The organism is Micrococcaceae bacterium Sec5.7 (assembly GCA_039636785.1).
Lineage (GTDB): Bacteria > Actinomycetota > Actinomycetes > Actinomycetales > Micrococcaceae > Arthrobacter.
In genome coordinates this window covers 265,551-289,515 of record CP144169.1, presented here as the reverse complement: position 1 = coordinate 289,515, position 23,965 = coordinate 265,551, and the positions used below count along the sequence as shown (strand labels likewise).

Below are 23,965 nucleotides of genomic sequence, written 5' to 3'. Positions count from 1 at the left end.
TGCAATTCTCGCACAATTCGATCAAAAACAAATACTTTCTAACAAAAGTTAACAAGGTATCTTCCGGCGGCTGCGTAATTTTCCCGCGGCCCCGCCATGACGGGCCCTGCGGCGGGATGTACCGTAGTGCCCATGGATCCCAGCACAACCCCGCCCAGACCTGGCATCGGCGAGTCCCCTCTTGATGAAGCGCCGAGGCGTTATGCGTCCGGGCGCCAATACGAGCTGAGGCGGGGCGACGCCCTGGCGGTAGTCACGGAGCTTGCTGCAGGCCTGCGGCTCTACAGCCGCGGCGGCGTCGAGTTGACCGAGACCTACGGCGATGCCGAGATTCCGCCTGGCGCAACCGGGATCACGCTGGCGCCGTGGGCCAACAGGGTGGAAGACGGCGTCTGGTACCTGAACGGCAAGAAGCAACAGCTGGACATTACCGAGGCTTCGCGCAACAACGCCAGCCATGGGCTGCTGCGGAACGCGTCCTACGGCCTTATTGCGGAATCGGAATTTTCCGTGACGCTCGAGGCCCCTGTTTTCCCTCAGCACGGATACCCGTTTCTGGTGCGGCACCGGGTGCAGTATTCCCTCGCCGAGGATCTGGGCCTGGCGGTCCGGCAGACGCTTATCAATGATTCGCAGGAGACAGCCCCTTTTGTCCTGGGCGCGCACCCATACCTGCAGCTGGGCGGCACGGCCATCGAGGATCTGGCACTCACGGTGCAGGCAGCTGTCAGGCTGGTGGCTGATGAACGACTGATTCCCCGCAGCTCCGAACCCGTCAGCGGTGACACGGATCTGCGAAATGGCCAGCGCGTTGGTGACCTCGATGTGGATGTTGCGCTCACGGGGTTAACGTTCGACGGCGGGGTGGCCCGCCATACTCTGAAGGCGGCGGACGGGCGCAGCGTGAGCCTGTGGCAAGACGAAACATGTCCGTACGTGCATGTATTCGTCACCAGGACATTTCCCGGCAAGTCCAGGGCGGTGGCCATCGAGCCGATGACGGGCCCGGCCAACGCCTTCAATTCCGGCGACGGACTGAGGTGGCTGCCCCCTGGAGAGTCCTTCACCATGGCCTGGGGCATCAGTGCATCGCTGGATGGCCAACCGTAGCTCCGTGCTCCCACCGCATTTCACCGGGGATATGCCTCCCGTTTCCCATCGGGGCGCGGCTGGGGAAGTATTAGGCTATGACGCCAGATGAGGACGCCACATCATCAGACCATCCCGCCTCTCCACTGACCGGCAACGGCCAGGCAAATGCCCAGAGCCAGGGCGTTGCCCAGGGAGTTGCGCCTGCCGCAAGCGCGACCGGTTCAAAGGTGTGGACCGACGCGGAGCTTGACCAGGACATTCCCTACGGCGTGCGCATCGCGGCGTCCTGGGCATGGCGCCTCGGGCTGATTCTGCTGGTCGTGGCAGCGCTGATCTGGCTCATGAGCCGCATCAGCTTCCTGATTATTCCGGTCATGGTGGCAGCACTGCTGGCCGGCCTGTTGAGCCCGGTGGTGAAGTGGCTCAAGTCAGTCCGGCTGCCCACCGGTGCCGCGGTGGCTGTAACGGTTCTCGCATTTCTTGGTCTGATAGCCGGCTCCCTGGCGCTGGTCGGCAGGCAGCTGGCTTCGGGCTTTGGCGAATTGTGGACACAGGCGCTCGCGGGTGTCCAGCAGGTCCAGACCTGGCTGGCAGACGGCCCCCTGCACCTGACAGCGGATCAGATCGACAAGTACCTCCAGGAAGCCACCGCAGCGCTGCAGAACAACAGCAGCAGCATCCTCAGCGGTGCCCTCTCGTTCGGCAGCACTGCCGGACACTTCGCGGCCGGGCTGGTTCTTGCCCTGTTCATCCTGATCTTCTTCCTGCTCGAAGGCGACAGGATCTGGTCCTTTCTGGTCAGCCTCCTGCCCAGGAAAGCGCGCCCGGCCGCTTACGGGGCAGGCCGGCGCGGCTGGACCTCCATGGTCAGCTACGTCCGGATCCAGATGTTCGTAGCGTTCGTGGATGCCGTGGGGATTGGTGTTGGGGCGGCCATCATCGGCGTCCCGCTGGCTCTGCCACTTGGCGTACTGGTGTTTATTGGTTCCTTCATCCCGGTTGTGGGTGCGCTCGTAACCGGTGCCATCGCCGTCCTGCTGGCGCTCGTGGCAAACGGCCCGGTCAATGCCCTCATCATGCTGGCGATTGTGCTTGCCGTCCAGCAACTGGAAAGCCACATTCTGCAGCCTCTGGTCATGGGCAAAGCCGTATCCCTGCATCCGGTGGCCGTCATCCTCTCCGTTGCTGCGGGTTCGTACCTTGCGGGTATCCCCGGAGCGCTGTTTTCGGTGCCGATCCTCGCCGTAGCAAACTCGGCGATTCGCTACATTGCTGGCAGAACGTGGGAACATGATCAGGGGCTGGCGACCATCGGAGCACGTGAAATCGATGGCCCCGGAGACGACGCCAGCGCCAAGGAAACCCGTCTGCCGGACACGGGAGCCACATCCGCCAAAGGAGAATAGTTCGTGAATAACCCTGAGAGTCTGCCTGTCACGCTGGACGATGTCCTGGAGGCACAGACCCTGCTCGAAGGGATTATTACGCGGACCCCGGTGGAGTCTTCGCGCGCTTTGGGCGCCATGGTGGGCGGCGAGGTTTTTTTCAAATGCGAGAACCTCCAGCGGGCCGGATCGTTTAAGGTCCGCGGTGCATACGTGCGGATGGCCCGCCTCTCTGACGAAGAGAAAAAGCGTGGAGTTGTGGCGGCCTCGGCCGGCAACCACGCGCAGGGGGTCGCCGTAGCCGCCAAGAGCCTGGGCATCACCGCCCGGATCTATATGCCGCTGGGCGTGGCGCTTCCCAAGCTTGCTGCCACCCGCAGCCACGGCGCCGAGGTAATCCTTCACGGCCACAACGTTGACGAAGCACTCGCCGAAGCCCAGCGCTACGCCAATGAGACCGGGGCTGTTTTTGTACACCCCTTCGACAACGTGGATGTGGTGGCGGGCCAGGGCACTGTGGGGCTGGAAATCCTGGAACAGATTCCACATGTGGACACCATCCTGATGGGCGTCGGCGGAGGTGGCCTGCTGGCCGGTGTGGCCGTGGCCATCAAGGCCCGGGCCAAGGAACTCGGCCGCGAGATCCGCATCATCGGGGTCCAGGCCGAAAACGCGGCCGCCTACCCGCCGTCGCTCGCCGCCGATGCGCTGGTGCCCCTCAAGAAGGTTTCCACCATGGCCGACGGCATCGCCGTGGGGCGTCCTGGCCAGTTGCCCTTCAGTATCATCCGCGAACTGGTGGATGACGTTGTCACCGTCAGCGAGGACTCGCTGGCACGGGCACTGATCTTCCTGCTGGAACGCGCCAAGCTGGTGGTGGAGCCTGCCGGAGCAGTTGGCGTTGCCGCTCTGATGGACGGCAAGATCGAGAATCCCGGAACCACCGCCGTTATTCTTTCCGGCGGCAACATCGATCCCATGCTGATGCTCAAGGTCATCCAGCGGGGGCTGTCCGCAGCCGGCCGCTACATGACCGTGCGTATGATGCTTGATGACCGTCCGGGTTCGCTGGCCACCATAGCCCGCATCATCGCGGAAAACGACGCCAACGTCACAGGCCTGGACCACACAAGGGTGGGCGGGTCCATCAGCATGGGCGACGTCTCCATCACCGTCAACCTGGAAACCAAGGGCCACGAGCACTGCGAACAGGTGCTGGGTGCGCTTCGTGCTGAAGGTTTCCAGCCGATCGTGGTCCACTAGGAGCCAGAATGCTGGAATCATCCGGGGGACAGGGACAGGCCGCCAGGGACACCACGGCCTCGCGGGCCAAGGGCGGACTGCTGGTGGTGGGCTCGTTTGTGCTACTGCTGTTTGTCATCGAGCTGGTCAACGTGCTCACCCTCCACTCGCTGAACAGGACGTTCGGCCTGCGTCCGCGCAGCCTGGACGGCTTTCTGGACATCTTTACGTTCCCGCTGCTGCACGCCAACCTCAACCACCTGCTTTCGAACACCCTGCCGCTGATCGTCTTCGGTTTCCTGGTGTTCCTGTCCGGGCTCCGGGTCTTTATCACCGCCTTGGCCTCCAGCTGGCTGGGTTCCGGGCTCGTGGTCTGGCTGATCGGCGGCGGCATCACGGTGGGCGCATCAGGGCTTGTCTTCGGGTTGTTCGCGTTCCTGCTGGTCCGTGGCTTCTTCAACCGCAGCTGGTGGCAGATCCTGCTCTCCATTGTGCTGTTTATGGTCTACGGCGGCATTCTTTTCGGTGTGCTTCCTACCCTGGCCGGTTTCGTTTCGTGGCAGGCCCACCTCGGCGGTGCCGTGGGCGGCGTCTTCGCCGCAGTGCTGCTCCGGCCCCGGGGGAGCAAAACGCCGGCCGCCCCGTAAACGGGACGGCCGGCGTCGGACAATAATTCCTGTGTTGCTGCCTAGGCGGCGTAGGGCTTGGCGGAGAGGATCTCCACCGTGATTTCCTTGCCGTTCGGGGCGGTGTAGCTGAGCTGGTCGCCCTCTTTATGACTTACGATGGCGGCGCCCAGCGGAGACTTCTCGCTGAAGACGTCAAGATCGGAGTCGCCGGCGATTTCGCGGGATCCGAGCAGGAAGGTCACTTTGTCGCCGGCGATCCTGGCCACTACGATCATTCCCGCTTCCACGATGCCGTCATCAGCCGGGGCAGCACCGACCTGGGCATCACGAAGCAACGCGGTGAGCTGGCGGATGCGGGCTTCGATCTTGCCCTGCTCCTCCTTGGCGGCGTGGTAGCCGCCGTTCTCCTTGAGGTCGCCCTCCTGACGCGCAGCTTCGATCTTCTGAACGATTTCCGCCCGGCCCGGGCCGGAAAGGTGGTCCAGTTCTGCCTTCAGGCGGTCAAAAGCTTCCTGGGTAAGCCAGGCTGCAGGCGCGCTGTTGGTGGTAGACACGGACATCTCCTCTTGTGGGTCAAACAATCTGGTCAAACAAATAAAGACCCCGCCACGGTGGCCACTTGTGGAGCTCAGTAACCAACTCAGCGGGGTAAAGGTATTGATCCATTGTAGTCAATCCTGTGGATAAACCCAACAACGAAGCGGTGTGGGTCACATGCAGCTATTTGGCGGTGTCCGGAATCCAGCAGTTGTCCACCACGCCGGAGACGGAGAGGGATTCGGTGCGGAGTACCTCGCGCCGGGCCGTGGTGCGGCCGCCGTCGGCAGTCTGCTCCGGCCGGCCGGGCGGAATGTCCACAACTTTCCAGCCCACCACAGCGAATTTGGAGTCAAGCGCCTTAACCGCACACTTCACGGCGGTGCCGGGTTCCCGGGTGACCTGGAAATCGACCTCGACCTGCGTGGCATCAGTGGTGCTGTAGCCGATGTCCTTGAACGTGACGGAGTCCGTGGCGGCAGATGTGGAAACCCACGCCATAAAGCCGATTCCGGCAACCAGTGCAACGATTCCGACGGTGCGTTTGGTTTTCCCTTGCAGCGCACGCTTTTGGCCGCCGTAGCGATTGGCTAGGCTGGTGTCTGCTGGCAGGGAAGCGGCCGGCTGATCCTCGGAAGTCACCAGTCCAGTTTAGTGTGGTTCGGGAAGGTAATTTTCCGCGCCCTGGAATCCGACAGTAGAAAGAGGAGCCGTCCCAGATGACAGCGTCCACCAGCCCGTCAACTCCGCTACGCCTGCTGGCCGTCCACGCCCATCCCGACGACGAATCGAGCAAGGGCGCGGCCACGATGGCCATGTATGCCACTGCCGGCGTGGAAGTCATGGTTGCTACCTGCACCGATGGTTCCCGGGGCGACATCCAGAATCCGGCGATGGAAACAGAGCCGCACCCCAAGAGGGACATGGCAGGCGCCCGGCGGCTCGAGATGAACCTGGCTGCCAAGGTGCTCGGTGTGAAGCAGCGGTGGCTGGGATTTGTTGATTCCGGGCTGCCGGAAGGGGACCCGCTGCCTGCGCTGCCTGCCGGTTCCTTTGCCGTCCAGCCGCTGGAGCGTGCCGCCGCGCCGCTGGTGCGGCTGGTCCGGGACTTCAAGCCGCAGGTAATAGTCAGCTACGACGAGAACGGCGGGTACCCGCATCCGGACCACATCATGGCGCACCGGGTGGCCGTTGAAGCATTCGAGGCGGCAGGGGATCCTGACCGCTACCCGGGTACGGGCGAAGCATGGGAGCCCAGCAAGCTTTACTACGACCGTGCCTTCAGCCCTGACCGCTTCAGGGCCCTTCACTTCGCGCTGGAGGAAGCGGGCCTGCAATCTCCCTATGCTGAGCGGCTTGCTGCGTGGCTTGAGACAGATGCCGAAGGGCACACCCCGCCACCGGCCACGCACCAGACCACAACCCAGGTGGACTGCGGCGATTATTTCGAGGCCCGCGACGACGCACTCCGGGCGCACCGCACCCAGGTGGACCCGCTGGGGTTCTTCTTTGCTGTCTCTCCGGAAATGCAGCGGCGTGCCTGGCCCTGGGAGGACTACACGCTGATCCACTCCAGGGTGCCTGCCGAACTGCCGGAGAAGGACCTCTTCGCCGGGCTAAGATAGAGGCAGCAGGCAAATTCTATGCCGTGTAGAAGAAGATTGCCCTGAAGTTGATAGACCTGTAGAAGATTGCCGCGCAGAAGTTTGCCGGCAATGCCTGAACGGCCGTCCTGAACGCCCCACACGCCGGCCCGCAAGCTCCCATAGAAGGTTTGAACCGTGCATCATTTGCTCCTCGCCCTGGCAACCACGCCTACCCCCAACCCCACACCGTCACTGCGCCCCGGCGTTTCCCAGGACCAGGTGACTCCCGGGTTGCTGGGCTTTCTGCTAACGGCGTTTATCGTGGTGCTTACCGCACTGCTGATCGTGGACATGGTGCGCCGAATCCGGCGGGTGCGGTACCGCGCCCAGGTTGAAGAAGAGCGCATGGCCGCGGCAGAAGCCGCCGACATGGAAGCCGAGGATGCCGCAAACGGTGCCGTTGATCCCGAACCCGAACCGAATGCTGTAGGGCCAGACGCCCTCGCACCTGATCCCGACGTGCCCACGGAATCCAACGGCGATGCAGGCCGCCCAGAACGCTGACACCGGTTCCCAGGGGGGCCGGCCCGGAGCCGAAAACGCGCTGGGCCACGAGCCCTCTGCCTACCTGCGTCAACATGCGCACAATCCCGTCCACTGGCGGCCCTTCGGCGACGAAGCCTTCGCTTTCGCGGCGACACGTGACGTCCCCGTATTTCTCTCGATCGGTTATGCGGCGTGCCACTGGTGCCACGTCATGGCCCACGAATCCTTTGAAGACCAGGAAACCGCTGACTATCTGAACGCCCATTTCGTGGCAGTCAAGGTGGACCGGGAGGAACGCCCCGATGTCGATTCCGTGTACATGGCCGCCACGCAGGCCATCAGCGGCGAGGGCGGCTGGCCCATGTCCGTTTTCCTCACTCCTGACGGGCAGGCGTTCCATGCCGGGACGTACTTTCCGCCGGCCCCGATGCCCGGCCGGCCGTCGTTCCGTCAGGTTCTCGAGGCAGTCCAGGACGCCTGGCTGGGACGCCGGAACGCCGTCGAACAAAATGCGCGCTCGCTTGCGCAGGGCATGGCGGAGGCGCAGCTTTCCGCTGCGGTGATGCTGACGGGCCCGCCGCCGCTGATTGACGACGGACTGCTCCCGGAGGCCGTGCAGTCGCTGGCGCGTTCGGAGGATGACGACGGCGGCTTCGGCGCCGCCCCCAAGTTCCCGCCGTCGGCGGTGCTTGAGTTCCTGATCCGCCACGCCGCAGTTACGTCGGACACAGCGGACGCGGCCCGGGACATGGCAGGACGCACGCTCGCGGCGATGTCGCGCTCGGCGCTTTTCGACCAGCTCGACGGCGGCTTTGCCCGGTATTCCGTCACCCGTGACTGGTCCGTTCCGCACTTCGAGAAAATGTTGTACGACAACGCCCAGCTGTTGCGCGTCTACCTCCACTGGGTGCGACTCGGCGGCAATGAGGTGTACCCGGCCGCGGAGGCCGCTGAGATGGCGGGCCGGACTGCTGACTGGATGCTGGACTCGCTGGGCCTCCCGGCATCGGCATCTCCGGAAGACGACGAGGGCTACGCCAGCGGGGGCGTCGTCAGCGACGATGTTGTGGCCCTGGCGTCATCGCTGGATGCTGACTCCGTGGTGGACGGCGAACATCACGAGGGGGCAACGTACCTCTGGACCGTGGCCGAACTGGAGGAGCTGCTGGGCAGTGACCGGGGCGCCGCCGTCGCACGCCTGATGAACGTGGCTGCAGAGGGAACGGTCTCCCGGTTCGGCTCGCCGCCGCATCCGGCCCGGGTCTTCGACGCCGGAGAATCTGCCCTGTGGGCCGTGGCAAGGCCCCTGCTGCTGGCCGCGCGGTCCGCGCGCGTCCAGCCTGCACGGGACAACAAGGTGGTGGCCGGGTGGAACGGGCTGGCCGTGGCGGCCCTGGCCGAAGCAGGTGCCCTCCTGCAGCGGCCGGAGCTGGTAGTGGCGGCCGAGAGGATAGCTGCCTACCTTGAACGGGTCCACTGGAGCGCGGCAACGGCGGACACAGACGGCCAGCTGCGGCGGGTTTCGCATGCGGGCACAGCACGCGGGATCGGCGGGCTGCTGGAGGACTACGCATTCTGCGCCGAGGGATTGTTTGCGCTTTATTCAGTGACGGGCAGGGTGCACTGGTACGGACTCGCGGAAGATCTGGTGAATGCCGCCGTCCGGAGATTCGTGGTTGACGGCCGGCTGGTGGATTCCGCCGGTGAGTCAGGGCAGGTGCTGAATGCCCAGGGCCGGCAGCCAGGGCTCGATCCCTTCGACAACGCCACACCAAGCGGTGCTGCAGCTTTCGCGGGCGTTCTGCTCAGCTATTCGGCGCTGTCCGGATCATCGGACCACCGGATCATGGCCGGCAACATCCTCGCGCTTCTGCCGCCGATCGCAGGCAGGGCACCCCGCGTTGCGGGCTGGCTACTGGCCACGGCGCAGGCCGCGCTGGCAGGCCCGGTCGAAGCCGCCGTCGTGGGACCTGACAGTCCCGGGAGGACCGCACTCCATCGGGCGCTGCTCACGTCCGGCAGTCCGGGGCTGGTGATCGCGGTGGGGCACGACGGCGGGACGTCAGGACAGTCGTCGCCGGTACCGCTGCTGCACGGCAGGCCGGCGGCCGCAGACGGTTCCCCGCTCGCATACCTTTGCCGGGATATGGTGTGCGGGCGTCCCGTGGGCACCGTGCCTGAGCTGCTGGAGCGACTGGTTTCAATGGCGGGATGAATCAGCCCCATTCGGCCGGGCACCCTGGCATGACGAAGCGGCCCTTCGGGCTGCGATCTTCGACTGCGACTGCCCGGGTTCAGCTCAGTCCAGGACAGCGATGGCAATCGCGGCGAAGTGGGCTGCGAAGGCGAGCACGGTGAACGCGTGGAACAGCTCATGGAAGCCGAAATGCTCGTAACTGAAGTTCGGCTTCTTGAGGGCGTAGAACACTGCGCCGGCAATGTAAAGGCCGCCGCCCACGCAGATCAGGATGGCGGCCGGAAGGCTGGCCGCGAAGAACTCCGGCAGGTAGAAGAGCGAACCGCAACCCAGGGCGATGTAGATGGGCACATAGAGCCACCGGGGCGCATGTGTCCACAGGAGCCGGAAGAGCACGCCGAGGATGGCCCCGGACCAGATGATCCAGAGCAGCAGCACAGCATTGGGGCGCTCCAGGAGCGACCAGGCCAAGGGTGTGTAACTGCCGGCGATCACCAGCATGATGTTGGTGTGGTCCAGGCGTTTGAGGACAATCTTGACGCCGGGGGACCAGTTCCCGCGATGGTAGACGGCGCTCACGCCGAACAGCAGGACGCCGGTCAGTGCGTAGATGGCGGAGGTGATTTTGCGGTCCGCCGTCGGCGCCAGAACAACCAGCACGACTCCCGCTGCCAGGGCAAGCGGGGCGGTCACTGTGTGGATCCAGCCGCGCCACATCGGTTTGATCATGAGGAGTTCGGCGATCCGCACCGCGGCGTCGTCCACAGCGCTCGGCAGCGGCTCTCCGGCCGGTCCGGGACGGGGCTCCGGGGTGTTCCTGTTCATGCCCCCAGAATAACCTACGCATCAGTAAGTTACCCACGGGTAACATTCTGATGCGGGCAAAATTCTGTCCGGGTGCGCATCCTGCCGCGTTCCGGACGGTAGCCTAGGATTTGCACTCCCCGCCGTACATCAAGGAAGCCAGGTGAATCCCCGGATGGAAATGCCCGGATTCCTCTATGGCTTCTACGAGCGCAAGCTCCTCCGTTCGCTGGAGGCGGACCGCATCCCCAAACATATCGGCGTGATGGTGGACGGCAACCGGCGCTGGGCCAAGCAGTTCAACGCACCCACCAGTCAGGGCCACCAGGCCGGTGCGGACAAAATCCATGAGTTCCTTGGCTGGTGCCAGGAACTTGGCGTCAAAGTGGTGACGCTTTACATGCTCTCCACAGACAATATGAGCCGCTCTGGCGAAGAGCTGGACCTCCTGATGGGAATCATCGCCAACACACTGGACCGTCTGGACGGGGACGCGGACATCTCGGTGCATGCCATGGGTGCTCCGGAGCTCCTTCCGGACTATCTCGCAGACCGGCTGAACAAGCTGACTGCCCGCACCCCGGCGCACGAGAAAATCCATGTCAACGTGGCCGTGGGATACGGTGGCCGCCGTGAAATCGTTGACGCCGTGCGTGAGCTCCTGCACGACGCCGTGGCCCGGAACGTGGACATCGGCCAGCTGGCCGACGACCTCTGTGTGGATGATATTTCCCGGTTCCTGTACACGCGCGGCCAGCCCGATCCGGACCTCGTGATCCGCACCTCCGGCGAACAGAGGCTGTCAGGCTTCCTGATGTGGCAGAGCGCCTACAGCGAGTTCTATTTCTGCGAAGCGCTGTGGCCGGCCTTCCGGAAAGTGGACTTCCTCCGCGCCCTGCGCGACTACGCCGGCAGGCAGCGGCGCTTCGGTTCGTAGATGTGCGCGGAGGTGAACTCCGGTTCATCGGGAATTCACGCCGTCGCAATAAGAATCGCCGACGGATAACACGGGAAATTACCTCCGGCGGATTTACGTTATACCCATCAGCAGGCAAACCGCCGGCTGATCGGGGAGGCCAGTACATGGAGCGGATGTTCGCACCGGTGGTATGGGAGGCCGCGCCCGGCCTCCAGGCCGAGCCGCCTCACCAATACTAATTCCGGGCGTGCGCCCCGGGACTGGAGTCGATGTGGCTATTTCTGAACAACTGCCCGAAGTCATTTCCGACCAGGGAGAGAAAGCTACCTCTCGCGCCAAGCGAGCTACCTCAAAGACCGGTGCAGCGAAGAAAGACGCTGCAGCCGGTCTTGCTGTTTCCGGAGCCAAACCCGGAAAGGACACCGCCGTCCGGAGCTACGTGATTGACACTTCGGTGCTGCTCTCGGACCCCCACGCCCTGCTGCGCTTCGCAGAGCACGAGGTCATTGTGCCGATCGTTGTCATCACCGAGCTTGAAGCCAAGCGCCATGACCCCGAGCTGGGCTACTTTGCCCGCAAGGCGCTGAGGCTCCTTGACGATCTGCGGATCAAGCACGGCGGCCTGAACCGGCCCCTTCCGATAGGCAACGACGGCGGCACCCTGCAGGTGGAGATGAACCACATCTCCGCGGAGGTGCTTCCGGCAGGCTTCCGGGGCGGTGACAACGACAGCCGCATCCTGGCCGTCGCCAAGAACCTCTCCAACGAGGGCCGCGACGTCACCGTGGTGTCCAAGGACCTGCCCATGCGCGTCAAAGCCTCGGCCATGGGGCTGCTGGCCGATGAGTACCGCAATGAACTGGTCCAGGATTCCGGCTGGACTGGCATCGCCGAAGTGGACGCCAGCGACGAGGAAATCTCGACGCTGTACGGCCATGAGCCAGTCTTTATCCCGGCCGCCGCCGAGATGCCGGTCAACACCGGCCTGGTGCTGCTCTCCAACAGGGGATCAGCGCTTGGCCGGGTCGGTGCGGACAAGCAGGTACGGCTGGTCAAAGGCGACCGCGACGTCTTCGGGCTGCACGGGCGCTCCGCGGAACAACGGTTGGCCATCGACATGCTGATGGATCCCGCCGTCGGAATCGTGTCCATCGGCGGACGCGCCGGCACCGGAAAGTCCGCGCTCGCCCTGTGCGCCGGCCTGGAAGCCGTGCTGGAGCGCCGCGAACATCGGAAAGTGATCGTGTTCCGGCCCCTCTACGCAGTGGGCGGCCAAGAGCTCGGCTATCTGCCCGGTTCCGAGTCCGAGAAGATGAACCCCTGGGCGCAGGCAGTCTTCGATACCCTCGGAGCTCTGGTCAGTCAGGAAGTGGTGGAGGAAGTGATGGACCGCGGCATGCTGGAAGTCATGCCGCTGACCCACATCCGCGGCCGCTCCCTGCACGACGCCTTTGTGATCGTGGACGAGGCCCAGTCACTGGAGAAAAACGTCCTGCTCACTGTGATGAGCCGCATCGGACAGAACTCGAAGATCGTCCTTACCCATGACGTCGCCCAGCGCGATAACCTCCGCGTGGGTCGGCACGACGGTGTTGCCGCCGTCGTCGAAACCCTCAAAGGACACCCGCTCTTCGGCCATATCACCCTCACCCGCTCCGAGCGCTCGCCGATCGCGGCGCTGGTGACGGAACTGCTTGAAGGGGCAGAGATCTAACCCAAACCGCTGGTTGAGCTTGTCGAAACCTGGATCTCGACAAGCTCGATCACCGGAGCACCCTTCAGAGCCCCAGATATTTGGCGGTGGGTTCGTGGCCTTCCACGTTCAGGGTCCAGTCGGGGCGTTTGAACGATTCCGGGGTGAGTCGGACGTTCTGCACGTCGTTTGCCTTGCCGCCCCAGGACATTCGGGTGACGCCATTGAGGTCGTAGCCGAGCGAGCGGGAGACTCCAAGGGATTTTTCATTCCACGCGGCGGCTTCGGATTCCGCAACTTCCGCTTTGAGCCAGTCAAAGGCATAAAGCGCGACGGCGGCACGCATCTCCTTGCCAAAGCCCCGGCCGTGGACGGACTGCTTGAGCCACGAGCCCGTGGTGACCGTTTTCAGCGTGGCGAAATCCTTTGCTTCGACGTCCTGGCATCCGAGGAACTCGCCGTTGTGCCAGATTCCCAGCAATACTGTCCAGGATTCCGGCGACACGCCTGCCCTGCAGCGCCAGTACCACTGCGCCATGTTGGGGCCCAGGACATCCGGCGGAAATTCGTTCCATGGTGTGCTGAAGGGGCTCCGTCCCGGTTCACTGACGCCGGAAAGCGCCGCTTCCACGGCCGCAGGGATATCCTCGTCGCGGATTGGCCTCAGCACCAGCCGGGGTGTGGTCAGTGAGAGTCCGAAGAGGGGCCAGATGGTGGATAGCTCAGTCATCCCGGAAGCTTACCGACCCGAGGGGCCCCGAGCCAGTCAAAGGGCCATGACCGCAATCCGATGCCGACGACGGTGGCTCGCGATCACAGCGCTCAGGCGGGATTCGGCCGGAGCGGCCATTGGATGTGATCGCGTACGTCCGTGAGATTCATGGACTTCTCAACGAACAGATCATCCAGCATGTATTCGTCCACTGCCAGAATACGCAGCCAGTGGCCCTGCCCGGAGGTTGTGCCGTCCAATGACTCGCTGGCCACACACACACCCGTTCCGGCGTCGATCCGCACCATGGTCCGTCCGGGCTGGCACAGCGGGGCTGAAGGATCCGCTGCGCTGTAACCGGGGTTCGGCGTGACAATCGCCTCCAGAGACGGACGGCCCTCATGATCCACTTCCAGCACCGGGCCCAGATCCACGGCATTCGCGTTCGGGAACTCCATGGGAACTGGCGCGTTTCCGGCCAGTTCCACCGGATCAAGCGCGGCAGCGAAGCGGCCGTTCCCGAACGAAGGTTCGCCGTACGCCGCTTCCGGACGGCGCCGGACCAGTCCGCCGTCGTCGTACACGGGAGTGACCAGATGCGCGGGCAAGAGCCACGACCGCCGGGTGGCGCTGACATACAGGCCGTCGCGGGAGTCATTGATGCCGGTGGTGCTGTGCAGCAGCTTACCGTCGGCGGTTTCGAGGCGCAGGGCGCCGGGGCGTCGCAACCACGCGCGGACCGCCCCCGGCCCGCTGCCCGGGCGTTCCTGGTATTCAAAGCGCAGGGACTGCCACTTCCAGGGCGAGGAACGGCACAGGTTCCTGAACGTCGTAGCCAGCTCTGCAGGCGTGATGGCCTCGCCGTGTTCCGGCCGGCGGTTTGCGTCCCAGATCCCCATATCCACAGTTTACGCGCGGGTCCAGCTGCGGGCCGGATAAATCCAGTAGCATCCGAGAGTGATCCGACGACTTGGCGAACTCTGGGAAGGCACCCCGCTGGCCTTTTGGCTGGCGCTGGCTGCGTGCGCATACTTTGCGGTGACGGCGGTGCGTCTCACCGTTGTTGACGTGCGACACCATCTGCTGCCCAACCGCATCGTTTTCCCGTCCTATGCCGTGGCTGGTGCGCTCCTGCTGGGAGCTGCAGGGACCGTTTGGGTGTCCGGTTCCGCTGCACTTGAAGCAGCGCCCGACGGCGGGGCGCAGCTTCTGGGGGTTCCGGGACTGCGGGTTCCGGCAGGGGGCGCGGTGCTGTGGGTCTTCTACTTTGTCCTGCGGCTGGTGTATCCGCCGGGGATGGGATTCGGCGATGTGAAGCTGGCGGGGGTGCTTGGCCTGTATCTGGGGTACCTGGGCTGGGCGCACGTGTTTGCGGGAACATTCGCCGCGTTTCTGTTCGGCGGGCTGTGGAGCGTGGCGCTGCTCGCCGCCCGGCGGGGAACGCTCAAATCGGCCATACCCTTCGGCCCGTTTATGCTGGCCGGCACTGCTGCGGCGATGCTGGTGTTGCCGGCCTGAACACGGCGCCCCGCCACGGGCACCGCTGGCGCTGAAGCCGAAACGGAACAGGACTGTGCTTCCCTGCGGACGATTCCCGGCGCAGAATAGACGAACGGCACCTGCCGATCCAGCTCCGTATTCTTTCGATGGGGGCTCCAATGACTGACCGTAGCCGGCTGCTGAGGCTCCTCACTCTTTCGCTGTTTGCGGTAGCGCTGGGAGGTTGCAGCGGAATACCGGCCCCGCCCGAGCCATCTGATGCGCCTCAGGATTCCAGCGGCGCGGCGATCCCACAGCCCGCCACATCGTCCCTGCAGGGTCCGGTATGCGCGGGCGGGCCGTTCGGATGCCGTACGTACAGCTCAGTCAGCGGCCGTGATTCGTCCGGGGAACTCGCGTGGCTGCAGACGCAGCCGCTCGTGGTGTCAACGGCCTTCGTGAACGGAACCTGGGCTGTTGGCGTCAAGACCCCCTGCAACGGCCTGAGTGTGGAGGTGGACGTTAGAAAGGACAAGCTGATCCCCGGTGAGATTAGTGCTAAGCCCAAGGGCTGCCTTGGGCCGGCAAGCGGCTACCAAAACTGGGCCTGCGCGCTTTTCAAGCAAACGGTCACCTGGAGACTGGTTGCCCGGTCTCTGGTCCTGCGGAACAGCCATGGCACCGTGGAATTCCAGGATTCTGGGCCGAATCCCAATTACTAGACCAGGCATCCGGCGGCCCAGCGGAAGCAGCGGGCGCCGGGTGTCAGGGCGCGCGGGTAAGTCAGTTCCTCTCACGCATGGCACGGATTGCCTTTGCGGCGAGAGCGGCAGCCGTGGCCAGGCAGGCGCACCCGCCGGTGACAGCCAGCCAGCCGCCGTCGGCGACGAGCAGGGCAACCCCAAGCAGCGCCAGCAGTACCGCACCCAGACCCCATCGGACGGCCGGGCTGGTGGTGTTGTTATCAGACTCGACGCTCATAGCTACAGCCTATGCCCGGAAAAATCCGCCTTGGACGCGGAAGGCGCCGCAACCCCCAAGGTTGCGGCGTCTTCCCGCAGATGACCAGATGCCCGGGGTCAGCGGGGATGGTTGGCCAATCCGCCGTCGTCGTTCTTCACAGCGTCAGTAGCCGCATCAGCAGCGGCCGCGCCAGGAATTGCCACCCCCGCGCCTTCCGGAGTCGCAACGGACTCAGCCACGGCGGTGCGCCGAGCCTTGGCCTGGCGCTCGGCTTCAAGGCGCTCAGCCTCTTCGCCGCCCACAGCCTCGCCGCGTGCCACCATGCCGGCGGTATCGGAGAGCGGGATCTGCTTCAGTGTCAGGGCAAGGATCAGTGCTATGCCCAGGAAAGACAGCAGATACCAGAACACAGGTGCCAGGGAATCGGCATAGGCGTTCACAATCGCGTCCTTGAGCTGTTCCGGCAGCTGGCTCAGGGCCTTCGGGTCAAGTGTCTTGGTGGACTGTGAGGCCTGATCAGCCGATGCGCCTGCGCCAGTGAATGCCTTGGTCAGGGACTCGGCCAGGCGGGACGTGAAGATGGAGCCGAAGACGGCGACACCCAGTGATGCGCCGACTTCGCGGAAGTAGTTGTTGGTGCTGGTTGCGGTACCGATCTGCTCAGCCGGAACGGAGTTCTGCACCACCAGGACGATGACCTGCATGATCGAGCCCAGGCCGGCACCAAACACAAACAGCTGGACGCAGATGATCCAGACAGGGGTGTCCGCGGTCAGTGTGGTGAGGCCTGTGATGTGGCTGACGGCTGCCCCTCCGGTTTTTGTCGGTGCCCGGACTTACTCTGATTCGGTCCAGTCCACCGCTGGCAGGAGTTGGCTCCGGGACGTCCCGGGAGCTGGAAATGGGGAAGAATGACTGATTCAGCGCTGACACACGTGTATGTCCTGCTGGACCGATCCGGGTCCATGCTCAGCATCGTTGAGGACACCGTGGGAGGCTTTGCCGCTTTCGTCAAAGACCAGCAGTCCGTGGCCGGGCGTTGCCGCCTGTCCCTGGCGCAGTTCGATGACAGCTACGAGCAGGTCTATGCATCTGTGGACATCCAGGATGTTCCTCCGCTTCTACTGATTCCGCGGGGCTCGACAGCCCTGCATGATGCAATGGTGAGGCTTATCGGAGACGCCGGTGCAGAGCTGGCCGCACTTTCGGAACGCGATCGCCCGGGAACGGTGCTCGTGGCGGTCTTGACCGACGGCCACGAAAATTCATCGCACGAGGCCACCGGAGCTGTTGTCAAGGCACTTGTGGAGCGGCAACAGTCCCAGTGGGGTTGGCAGTTCACCTATCTGGGTGCCAACCAGGACGCGGTCCTGACCGCGCAGGGCCTTGGGATCCGGGCAGAAGATGCCCTCACCTACGGAAGCGCGCATGTTGAGGCTGCCTTCACCGTCCAGTCGGCCAAAACCCGCAGACTCCGGGAGGCCAGACTTGGGGGCGCCACAATTGCAGAGGCTGCAGTGCAGGCGGCATTTACGCAGGATGAACGCGATACTGCGGGGATGTAGCCTGCGGGTTTCGATGCCGGCCTTTGGCTGCGCTTAACTCAAACGGCGGCCGGCACCTTTCCTTCGAAAGGTGCCGGCCGCCGGCTGATGTTCGCTTGAGCTCTGTGGCTTATGCCTCGTGGATCCTATGCCTTGTGCGGCGGGCGTGTCATGGACATAACGTCCAGGGCGGTGTCCAGCTGCTCTTCGGTCAGTTCGCCGCGCTCCAGGAAGCCCATGGCAACCACGGTTTCGCGGATGGTCAGGCCCTCGGCCACTGCCTTCTTGGCGATCTTCGCGGCGTTCTCGTAGCCGATGTACTTGTTCAGCGGCGTAACGATGGAAGGTGAAGCCTCGGCCAGGAAGCGGGCGCGCTCCACATTGGCGGTGATGCCGTCGATCATCTTGTCGGCCATCACACGGCTCGTGTTGGACAGCAGGCGCACGGACTCGAGCAGGTTGGCGGCCATCACCGGGATACCGACGTTAAGTTCAAATGCGCCATTCGTGCCGGACCAGGCGATGGCGGTGTCGTTGCCGATCACCTGGGCGCACACCATGATGGACGCTTCGCAGATCACGGGATTGACCTTGCCCGGCATGATCGAGGAGCCCGGCTGCAGGTCCGGAATCGAGATTTCGCCCAGGCCGGTGTTGGGGCCCGAACCCATCCAGCGCAGGTCATTGTTGATCTTCATGAAGGAGATGGCAATGTTTCGCAGCTGGCTGGAGGCCTCGATCAGGCCGTCGCGGTTGGCCTGGGCCTCGAAGTGGTCGCGGGCCTCCGTCAGCGGCAGGCCGGTGTCTGCTGCGAGGAGCTCGATAACGCGCTCCGGGAATCCCGCCGGGGTGTTGATGCCGGTGCCTACCGCGGTGCCGCCGAGCGGAACCTCGGCAACGCGGGGGAGGGCGGCATTGATGCGCTCCACGCCGTAGCGGACCTGCGCTGCGTAACCGCCGAACTCCTGGCCCAGGGTCACCGGGGTGGCGTCCATCAGGTGCGTGCGGCCGGACTTCACAACGTCCTTGAACTCAACGGCTTTGCGTTCCAGCGACTCCGCCAGGTAGCCAAGTGCCGGGATGAGGTCATTGATCAACGCGGAGGTGGCGGCGACGTGGACGGAGGTGGGAAACACATCGTTGGAGGACTGCGAGGCGTTGACGTGGTCGTTCGGGTGGACCACCTTGTCGCTGCCGGCGGCCTTGAGCGCGCGCGTTGCAAGTTCTGCCAGCACCTCATTGGTGTTCATGTTCGAGGACGTGCCGGAGCCGGTCTGGAAAACATCGATGGGGAAGTCGCCGTCGTACTTGCCCGTTGCTACCTCATCGGCAGCGTCAGCGATCGCCTGGGCCAGCTCGCCGTCGAGCACTCCCAGTTCTGCGTTGGCCTGCGCAGCGGCCTTCTTGACCCGTGCAAGGGCCTCGATGTGCGCACGCTCCAGGGTCTTTCCGGAGATGGGGAAGTTTTCAACTGCACGCTGCGTCTGCGCACGGTACAGGGCGTTCACGGGGACGCGGACTTCGCCCATCGTGTCATGTTCAATGCGGAACTCTTCGGTGTGCAACTCTTCTGTGGAAGTCATGGGGCTAGCTTATTGGGCGGCGCCGCTTCCCCGAAAACCGTGGACGGCTTGCTACACGCCACGCGGCGGGCCCGTGGAGCCGCCGCCTAGAGTTCGCCGATGCCGGAAACCACTTCCGCACGGCCTTGCGCCAGGCTGTACGACAGGCCGATCACGGCGGCCCGGCCGTTTTCGATTGCGGCGGAAATCACACGCGAGCTGTCCACGAGGCGCTGCGAGGTCTGCTTGACGTGTTCCACCACCATGTCGTTGACCTCGTGCTGGTCGTTGCGCAGCGACGCAAGCACAGACGGCGTGATGCGTTCCACGAGGTCGCGCATGAAGCCGATAGGCATCAGCCCGGTTTCCACGGCGGTCTTGGTGGCGCTGACGGCGCCGCAGCTGTCATGGCCCAGCACCACAATCAGCGGTACGCCAAGCTCACTGATGCTGTATTCGAGCGAGCCCAGCACGGCGTCGTCGATCACCTGGCCTGCAGTTCGCACAACAAAGGCATCCCCGAGGCCGAGGTCGAAAATGATCTCGGCGGCGAGCCGGGAGTCCGAGCAGCCGAAGATCACCGCAAAAGGATGCTGGTCCTCCAGCAGCGAGGACCGTCGCGAGGCGTCCTGGTTGGGGTGCGAGGATTCGCCGGCAACAAAGCGATCGTTGCCTTCGCGCATGCGGCGCCAAGCCAGCGCGGGAGTCAGATAAGTGGCCACGACCTTACCTTACGGTGTGGGGGTGGCTGAGGGTGAAACGGTGACTGCAGGGTTGCCGTCAAGAGACTTTACGACGGCGGAGGCCAGAGCCGTGAACTCTTCCAGCTGCGCCGTGCCGGTCAGGACAACGGTGGTGCCGCGATAGTGCAGCACCATGCTTTTCTCGCCGTTTCCGGTGTCGCGCAACTCCCAGTCCTTGCCGCCGGCGCTGCGTGTACCAGTGACCGGGGCGTTGTTGGTCTGCTGCAGAAGCCAGGTGGGGTTGCCCTGCCGCGTCTGGACAAGACCGATGAAGGATTCCTTGGGCGTCAGGTATCCGACTTCCCAGGTGGCGACGCCACTGGCTGCGCCTGACTTCCACCGTGCGTAATTGGAACTGAATGTGTCGCCGATGTCCGGGGCCACCGGTGTGAATCCCGCCACATCCGTGGCGTTTTTTGCCACCGCGCCGACGTTGATGTCCGGACGGAAGCCGTCTGTCTTCGGAGCGGGGTTCATCAGGACGATCGGCAGGAAGGCCGCGATGCTCACCACGAGGGCAATAATCATCCCGATCACGGAGGCATTGGCCCTTTTCGCAGCGGCGGCGGGGATTACCGGCCTGACCGCTGCCGGGTCAGAGACGGCGTCGGCTGGCCTGGCGGCGGTTGCACCATGCGTGGGGGTGGTCTTTTCCTGCATTTCACTCACCCCTCTATAGTCGCCTATGTGAAGGCTGATCTCACATTCTGCACCCGTCGCCGGTGAGGAAGTGGTGCGTTTCACGTGTTGGTCATCCCGTGACCAGCTAAGGGCGCCCCGACTATGATCAGTACCAGAGGAATCACCGCGGCCGCCCGAATCCGGCGGAGCGGGTTCAATGATCGCCACTCGAAGAAGAGGTTCACGTGTCACCAGCGTCCATGACCCAGAAGTATTCAACTCTTTCCCCCTCTCTTGCCGTCGGAATTGACGAGCCTGACCGCAACCTTGCACTGGAACTGGTCCGTGTCACCGAGGCCGCGGCCATTGCCGGCGGGCACTGGGTTGGCTTCGGCGACAAGAACAAAGCAGACGGCGCCGCAGTTGACGCCATGCGTTCATTCCTTCACACGGTCCACTTCAACGGCGTTGTGGTCATCGGCGAAGGCGAGAAGGACGAAGCGCCCATGCTATTCAACGGCGAGCACGTCGGGGACGGCACAGGTCCTGAGTGTGACGTCGCCGTCGATCCCATCGACGGTACCCGCCTGGCCGCCCTCGGCATCAACAACGCCCTGGCCGTCCTGGCCGTAGCCGAACGCGGCTCCATGTTTGACCCCTCAGCCGTGTTCTACATGGAGAAGCTCGTCACCGGGCCCGAAGCTGCGGACATGGTGGACCTGCGTTTGCCCGTCAAGCAGAACCTGCACCTCATCGCCAAGGCCAAGGGCGTCAAGGTCAACCAGCTGAACGTCATGATCCTGGATCGCGACCGTCACCGCCCGCTCGTGGAGGAAATCCGCGAAGCCGGCGCCCGCACCAAGTTCATCATGGATGGCGATGTCGCCGGCGCCATCGCTGCTGCCCGCTCCGGTACTGGCGTCGATGCGCTGATGGGCATCGGCGGAACGCCGGAAGGCATCGTTGCGGCCTGCGCCATCAAATCCCTCGGCGGCGTCATCCAGGGCCGGCTCTGGCCTACCAGCGATGACGAGAAGCAGAAAGCGATAGACGCCGGCCACGACCTCGACCGTGTGCTGTCCACCAATGACCTCGTCTCCAGCGACAACTGTTATTTCGCCGCCACCGGCATCACCGACGGCGACCTCCTCAGGGGCGTGCGCTACTCCAAGGACAAGGTCCTGACACAGTCGATCGTCATGCGGTCCAAGTCCGGCACGATCCGCTTTGTGGACGGCGAGCACCAGGCCAGCAAGTGGGAAGGCTACGCCCGCAAGAACTAGTCTCGCGGATACGCGCCCAAAGGGCGCCGCGATCGCTTTGCGGCTATCTCCTCGTTCCTCGTCGATTTGATGCCGCTCTCGCGATGTGGCGCCCTTTTTGGCGCCCGCGGAAAGTCTTCCGTCGGGCTGTTGAAAAACGTTTTAGCCGCGCCTTCTGCGCCCGCAGGCGTTTGGGGGTTAGGGGCGGCGGAGCGCCTTTATCGTTTCTCGGAGCTTCCGCGCCAGTTGGTAGGCGGCGTAACGCGGTTTGTTGACGGGCAGGTCCCACGTTCCGGGGTAGGCGATTTCGCGCCCGCCGAAGGACTTCTTGAACGCCGTGAATCCGGCCCACTTATGGCCGGGCTGGTTCTCCGGTGCCACACCCCAGAGGTCCACGTGCTTGAGGCCTTTGTCCTTGGCATCGGCCATCAGCGTCACCAGCAAGGGGATACCGGCGCTGAGCTTCCGGTGGGTATCGTCCAAAGCAGCATGGGCGTAGGTCCGGGTGTCTGCGGAATCGTAGGCAAGAGCCGCGGCGATCGGGGACTCCTCCAGCTCGGCCACGAAAAGTGTGGCAGCGCCGGCGGGCATGAGCGACGTGGCTACCTGGGTAAGGTAGTCGTCGCTCTGGGGCTTGAAACCGTTGCGCGCCGCCGTCAGGTGGAGGAACTCCAGCAGGATGCCGATTTCGCTGGGATCCTGCGAGGAGCGAAAGGTGACACCCTTTTTGTGGATATTCCGGTAGAGATTCCGGTTGACGGGCTTCATGCCGGCCAGGACTTCTTTGAATTCAGGCCCCAGGTCAACAATCCGGCTCAGCTCGGGCTGCTGGTTAACGGGGGCAGGCTGCAATCCCCGGCCCCGGAGGGCGTCCGGAGCCCCGGCCGTCTCCAGACCCACGGGCTCGATCCGCACGAAGACAGCGCCGCATGAGGTGGCCACGTCCACCAAAGCTGCCAGCGCGCCGTCGAACGCCTCCAGCGAAGAAGCCGCAGGGCCGTAGGGTGAGTAGAGGACTTTGCCGGCTGGGTTCTTTTCCTCCACCGCGAGGAAGCTCCACCCCGGACCGGAGCGCTGGTGAACGGTACGGCCAAGGGACGCCTGGAAATCTGCCCAGGCCTGCGTCTGAAGAAAGTACTCCACCGGATCAGGCTTTCATTGATGTGGTGACAGCGAACGCTATTGCGGTTTCCGCAGCCCCGGAGACTGGGTGGACGTTCACGGGTGCCTCGGCGGCCGGCAGGAACGCGCTGCCCCCGCGGTCAAGCTGCAGATCGGCCTTGGGGGAATCCAGATAGACCGAACCCGCCACCACAATTATCACGGCGGCTCCGGACTGTGCGAGCGGTACCGGTGCGCCGTCGGGCTCCAGCTCCACACGCTGCAACTGGAATTCGCGGAACGGCGGCTGGTACAGCTCCTGGCCCAGGCCGGAAATCTCCGCGCCGAGCATGGGAACGCCCACGGACTCGAACTCGATGGTTTTGAGCAGCTCGGGAATGTCCACGAACTTCGGCGTCAGGCCGCCCCTCAGCACGTTGTCCGAGGACGCCATGACCTCCACCCCCAGGCCCTGCAGGTAGGCGTGGACGTTGCCTGCCGGGAGGTATACGGCCTCGCCGGGGGCCAGCGAGATTCTGTTCAGGAGCAGCGAAATCAGCACGCCTGGATCGCCGGGGTACTCGCCGTTGAGGTTGACGACCGTGGAAAGTTCGGCCTGGTACGGCGCCATGGGAGCGCCGGAGATCAGAGCCGCTGCGACCATTGCAGTCGCGTGGGAAACGGCTTCGCCGCCAGCTATCAGGCGCTCGAATGCCTTCCTGAGCCCGGTGCTCTCCTCGGGGGCTGAGAGGTCATCCAGCAGGTCCACGACCAGCGGCGGGATTTCCGTTTCCACGAGGTCGAAGCAGGCGGCCACGTGGAGGAAGATCTTCCGCGAAGTGGCCGCCGGGCGGAAGCCGCACAGGGCCTCGAACGGAGTCAGCGCAAAAATCATCTCCGGCTTGTGGTTGTTATCCCGGTAGTTCCTAGTGGACGCGTCAGGGGCAAGGCCCTCGGCATTCTCGCGGGCAAAGCCGGCTCTGGCCTGCTCAAGGCTGGGGTGCACCTGCAGCGACAGCGGCTGCGCCGCGGCCAGGACCTTGGTCAGGAACGGAAGCCTGGGGCCGAATTCAGCCACTGCCGCTTCGCCGAGAAAGTGCTCCGGATCCTCCGCGATCAGTGCGTCCAGCGCCACGGTTGAGCCATCGGCGCGGCGTGCGACTGAAGGCGAGTCAGGATGGGCGCCTATCCAGAGCTCAGCCTCCGGTCCGCCCGACTCCGCCCTGCCCAACAGAGCCGCGATCGCCGTCGTCGATCCCCAGGCGTAGGGGCGGAGGACGTTTTCAATTTCGTACACAGCCGGGTGTCCTTGTCTTGTGCTCAGGTAACTTCTGCTCAGAATCTAGGT

Annotated in this window: 23 protein-coding genes and 1 pseudogene; 12 read left to right on the top strand and 12 right to left on the bottom strand. The window is 64.2% G+C overall.

The window, feature by feature from the left end:
• Positions 1-132: 132 nt before the first annotated feature.
• The 4 genes from V3C33_01250 to V3C33_01235 all read left to right on the top strand — a co-directional run bounded on the left by V3C33_01250 (position 133) and on the right by V3C33_01235 (position 4,366).
• Positions 133-1,110, top strand: coding sequence for an aldose 1-epimerase family protein (locus V3C33_01250; protein ID XAS67987.1), 978 nt, complete (start codon positions 133-135; stop codon positions 1,108-1,110).
• Between the two features lie 77 nt (positions 1,111-1,187).
• Complete coding sequence (locus V3C33_01245; GenBank protein XAS67986.1) at positions 1,188-2,498, top strand: AI-2E family transporter; 1,311 nt, start codon at positions 1,188-1,190, stop codon at positions 2,496-2,498.
• 3 nt (positions 2,499-2,501) lie between these two features.
• On the top strand, positions 2,502-3,740 hold the full coding sequence (gene ilvA / locus V3C33_01240; GenBank protein XAS67985.1) for a threonine ammonia-lyase: 1,239 nt from the start codon (positions 2,502-2,504) through the stop codon (positions 3,738-3,740).
• 8 nt (positions 3,741-3,748) lie between these two features.
• Positions 3,749-4,366, top strand: a complete 618-nt coding sequence (locus V3C33_01235) for a rhomboid family intramembrane serine protease (protein XAS67984.1) — start codon at positions 3,749-3,751, stop codon at positions 4,364-4,366.
• Positions 4,367-4,407: 41 nt separating this feature from the next.
• Here V3C33_01235 and greA read toward each other — a convergent pair whose 3' ends face one another.
• Together greA and V3C33_01225 are read right to left on the bottom strand one after the other, a co-directional pair.
• Positions 4,408-4,902: a transcription elongation factor GreA gene (greA, locus tag V3C33_01230; protein ID XAS67983.1), complete on the bottom strand. Its 495-nt coding sequence runs from the start codon at positions 4,900-4,902 to the stop codon at positions 4,408-4,410.
• 166 nt (positions 4,903-5,068) lie between these two features.
• The gene (locus V3C33_01225; GenBank protein ID XAS67982.1) at positions 5,069-5,527 is read right to left on the bottom strand and encodes a DUF4307 domain-containing protein; all 459 of its coding nucleotides are present in this window, start codon (positions 5,525-5,527) and stop codon (positions 5,069-5,071) included.
• Between the two features lie 77 nt (positions 5,528-5,604).
• Between V3C33_01225 and mca the strand changes: the two genes are divergently transcribed.
• The 3 genes from mca (at position 5,605) to V3C33_01210 (ending at position 9,232) form a co-directional block, all read left to right on the top strand.
• Positions 5,605-6,510, top strand: a complete 906-nt coding sequence (mca, locus tag V3C33_01220; GenBank protein XAS67981.1) for a mycothiol conjugate amidase Mca — start codon at positions 5,605-5,607, stop codon at positions 6,508-6,510.
• 156 nt (positions 6,511-6,666) lie between these two features.
• Positions 6,667-7,035, top strand: coding sequence for a hypothetical protein (locus tag V3C33_01215; protein XAS67980.1), 369 nt, complete (start codon positions 6,667-6,669; stop codon positions 7,033-7,035).
• Positions 7,013-9,232 (top strand): thioredoxin domain-containing protein, encoded by a 2,220-nt coding sequence (locus V3C33_01210; protein ID XAS67979.1) that lies wholly within the window; start codon positions 7,013-7,015, stop codon positions 9,230-9,232. The genes V3C33_01215 and V3C33_01210 overlap by 23 nt, the downstream gene beginning before the upstream one ends.
• A gap of 84 nt (positions 9,233-9,316) precedes the next feature.
• On the opposite strand, the gene V3C33_01205 is transcribed toward V3C33_01210, so the two are convergent.
• Positions 9,317-9,958 carry a hemolysin III family protein gene (locus V3C33_01205; GenBank protein ID XAS69611.1) on the bottom strand — a complete coding sequence of 214 codons (642 nt, stop codon included), beginning with the start codon at positions 9,956-9,958 and terminating at the stop codon, positions 9,317-9,319.
• Positions 9,959-10,193: 235 nt separating this feature from the next.
• On the opposite strand from V3C33_01205, the gene V3C33_01200 reads away from it, so the two are divergent.
• Both V3C33_01200 and V3C33_01195 read left to right on the top strand, forming a co-directional pair.
• Positions 10,194-10,955 (top strand): isoprenyl transferase, encoded by a 762-nt coding sequence (locus V3C33_01200; GenBank protein XAS69610.1) that lies wholly within the window; start codon positions 10,194-10,196, stop codon positions 10,953-10,955.
• Between the two features lie 253 nt (positions 10,956-11,208).
• Positions 11,209-12,651, top strand: a complete 1,443-nt coding sequence (locus tag V3C33_01195; GenBank protein XAS67978.1) for a PhoH family protein — start codon at positions 11,209-11,211, stop codon at positions 12,649-12,651.
• A 64-nt stretch (positions 12,652-12,715) separates the two neighbouring features.
• Here V3C33_01195 and V3C33_01190 read toward each other — a convergent pair whose 3' ends face one another.
• Together V3C33_01190 and V3C33_01185 are read right to left on the bottom strand one after the other, a co-directional pair.
• Positions 12,716-13,360 carry a GNAT family protein gene (locus V3C33_01190; GenBank protein XAS67977.1) on the bottom strand — a complete coding sequence of 215 codons (645 nt, stop codon included), beginning with the start codon at positions 13,358-13,360 and terminating at the stop codon, positions 12,716-12,718.
• Positions 13,361-13,452: 92 nt separating this feature from the next.
• Positions 13,453-14,241, bottom strand: a complete 789-nt coding sequence (locus tag V3C33_01185; protein ID XAS67976.1) for a hypothetical protein — start codon at positions 14,239-14,241, stop codon at positions 13,453-13,455.
• Positions 14,242-14,299: 58 nt separating this feature from the next.
• Between V3C33_01185 and V3C33_01180 the strand changes: the two genes are divergently transcribed.
• Positions 14,300-14,860 carry an A24 family peptidase gene (locus V3C33_01180; protein XAS67975.1) on the top strand — a complete coding sequence of 187 codons (561 nt, stop codon included), beginning with the start codon at positions 14,300-14,302 and terminating at the stop codon, positions 14,858-14,860.
• Between the two features lie 744 nt (positions 14,861-15,604).
• On the opposite strand, the gene V3C33_01175 is transcribed toward V3C33_01180, so the two are convergent.
• Complete coding sequence (locus V3C33_01175; GenBank protein XAS67974.1) at positions 15,605-15,802, bottom strand: hypothetical protein; 198 nt, start codon at positions 15,800-15,802, stop codon at positions 15,605-15,607.
• A 98-nt stretch (positions 15,803-15,900) separates the two neighbouring features.
• Positions 15,901-16,596: pseudogene (locus V3C33_01170) on the bottom strand (MFS transporter).
• A gap of 99 nt (positions 16,597-16,695) precedes the next feature.
• Between V3C33_01170 and V3C33_01165 the strand changes: the two are divergent.
• The gene (locus V3C33_01165) at positions 16,696-17,349 is read left to right on the top strand and encodes a vWA domain-containing protein (GenBank protein ID XAS67973.1); all 654 of its coding nucleotides are present in this window, start codon (positions 16,696-16,698) and stop codon (positions 17,347-17,349) included.
• 125 nt (positions 17,350-17,474) lie between these two features.
• Here V3C33_01165 and V3C33_01160 read toward each other — a convergent pair whose 3' ends face one another.
• The 3 genes from V3C33_01160 to V3C33_01150 form a co-directional block, all read right to left on the bottom strand.
• Positions 17,475-18,911, bottom strand: coding sequence for a class II fumarate hydratase (locus V3C33_01160; protein ID XAS67972.1), 1,437 nt, complete (start codon positions 18,909-18,911; stop codon positions 17,475-17,477).
• Positions 18,912-18,997: 86 nt separating this feature from the next.
• Entirely contained in the window at positions 18,998-19,612 is a 615-nt protein-coding gene (locus tag V3C33_01155) for a carbonic anhydrase (GenBank protein ID XAS67971.1), read from the bottom strand.
• 9 nt (positions 19,613-19,621) lie between these two features.
• Complete coding sequence (locus tag V3C33_01150; GenBank protein XAS69609.1) at positions 19,622-20,293, bottom strand: DUF4245 domain-containing protein; 672 nt, start codon at positions 20,291-20,293, stop codon at positions 19,622-19,624.
• A gap of 221 nt (positions 20,294-20,514) precedes the next feature.
• On the opposite strand from V3C33_01150, the gene glpX reads away from it, so the two are divergent.
• Positions 20,515-21,537: a class II fructose-bisphosphatase gene (gene glpX / locus V3C33_01145; protein XAS67970.1), complete on the top strand. Its 1,023-nt coding sequence runs from the start codon at positions 20,515-20,517 to the stop codon at positions 21,535-21,537.
• A 177-nt stretch (positions 21,538-21,714) separates the two neighbouring features.
• Here glpX and V3C33_01140 read toward each other — a convergent pair whose 3' ends face one another.
• Together V3C33_01140 and manA are read right to left on the bottom strand one after the other, a co-directional pair.
• Positions 21,715-22,659, bottom strand: a complete 945-nt coding sequence (locus tag V3C33_01140; GenBank protein XAS67969.1) for a peptidoglycan bridge formation glycyltransferase FemA/FemB family protein — start codon at positions 22,657-22,659, stop codon at positions 21,715-21,717.
• Between the two features lie 4 nt (positions 22,660-22,663).
• Entirely contained in the window at positions 22,664-23,914 is a 1,251-nt protein-coding gene (gene manA / locus V3C33_01135) for a mannose-6-phosphate isomerase, class I (protein ID XAS67968.1), read from the bottom strand.
• Between the last annotated feature and the right edge of the window lie 51 nt (positions 23,915-23,965).

Excerpts from the sequence above, each read along its gene's own strand:
- V3C33_01160 (XAS67972.1), bottom strand. The coding sequence starts at position 18,911 with ATGACTTCCACAGAAGAGTTGCACACCGAAGAGTTCCGCATTGAACAT.
- V3C33_01190 (XAS67977.1), bottom strand. The coding sequence starts at position 13,360 with ATGACTGAGCTATCCACCATCTGGCCCCTCTTCGGACTCTCACTGACC.
- V3C33_01185 (XAS67976.1), bottom strand. The coding sequence starts at position 14,241 with ATGGGGATCTGGGACGCAAACCGCCGGCCGGAACACGGCGAGGCCATC.
- V3C33_01165 (XAS67973.1), top strand. The coding sequence starts at position 16,696 with ATGACTGATTCAGCGCTGACACACGTGTATGTCCTGCTGGACCGATCC.
- V3C33_01250 (XAS67987.1), top strand. The coding sequence starts at position 133 with ATGGATCCCAGCACAACCCCGCCCAGACCTGGCATCGGCGAGTCCCCT.
- V3C33_01235 (XAS67984.1), top strand. The coding sequence starts at position 3,749 with ATGCTGGAATCATCCGGGGGACAGGGACAGGCCGCCAGGGACACCACG.
- V3C33_01150 (XAS69609.1), bottom strand. The coding sequence starts at position 20,293 with ATGCAGGAAAAGACCACCCCCACGCATGGTGCAACCGCCGCCAGGCCA.
- glpX (XAS67970.1), top strand. The coding sequence starts at position 20,515 with ATGACCCAGAAGTATTCAACTCTTTCCCCCTCTCTTGCCGTCGGAATT.
- V3C33_01175 (XAS67974.1), bottom strand. The coding sequence starts at position 15,802 with ATGAGCGTCGAGTCTGATAACAACACCACCAGCCCGGCCGTCCGATGG.
- V3C33_01245 (XAS67986.1), top strand. The coding sequence starts at position 1,188 with ATGACGCCAGATGAGGACGCCACATCATCAGACCATCCCGCCTCTCCA.
- V3C33_01210 (XAS67979.1), top strand. The coding sequence starts at position 7,013 with ATGCAGGCCGCCCAGAACGCTGACACCGGTTCCCAGGGGGGCCGGCCC.
- mca (XAS67981.1), top strand. The coding sequence starts at position 5,605 with ATGACAGCGTCCACCAGCCCGTCAACTCCGCTACGCCTGCTGGCCGTC.
- V3C33_01200 (XAS69610.1), top strand. The coding sequence starts at position 10,194 with ATGGAAATGCCCGGATTCCTCTATGGCTTCTACGAGCGCAAGCTCCTC.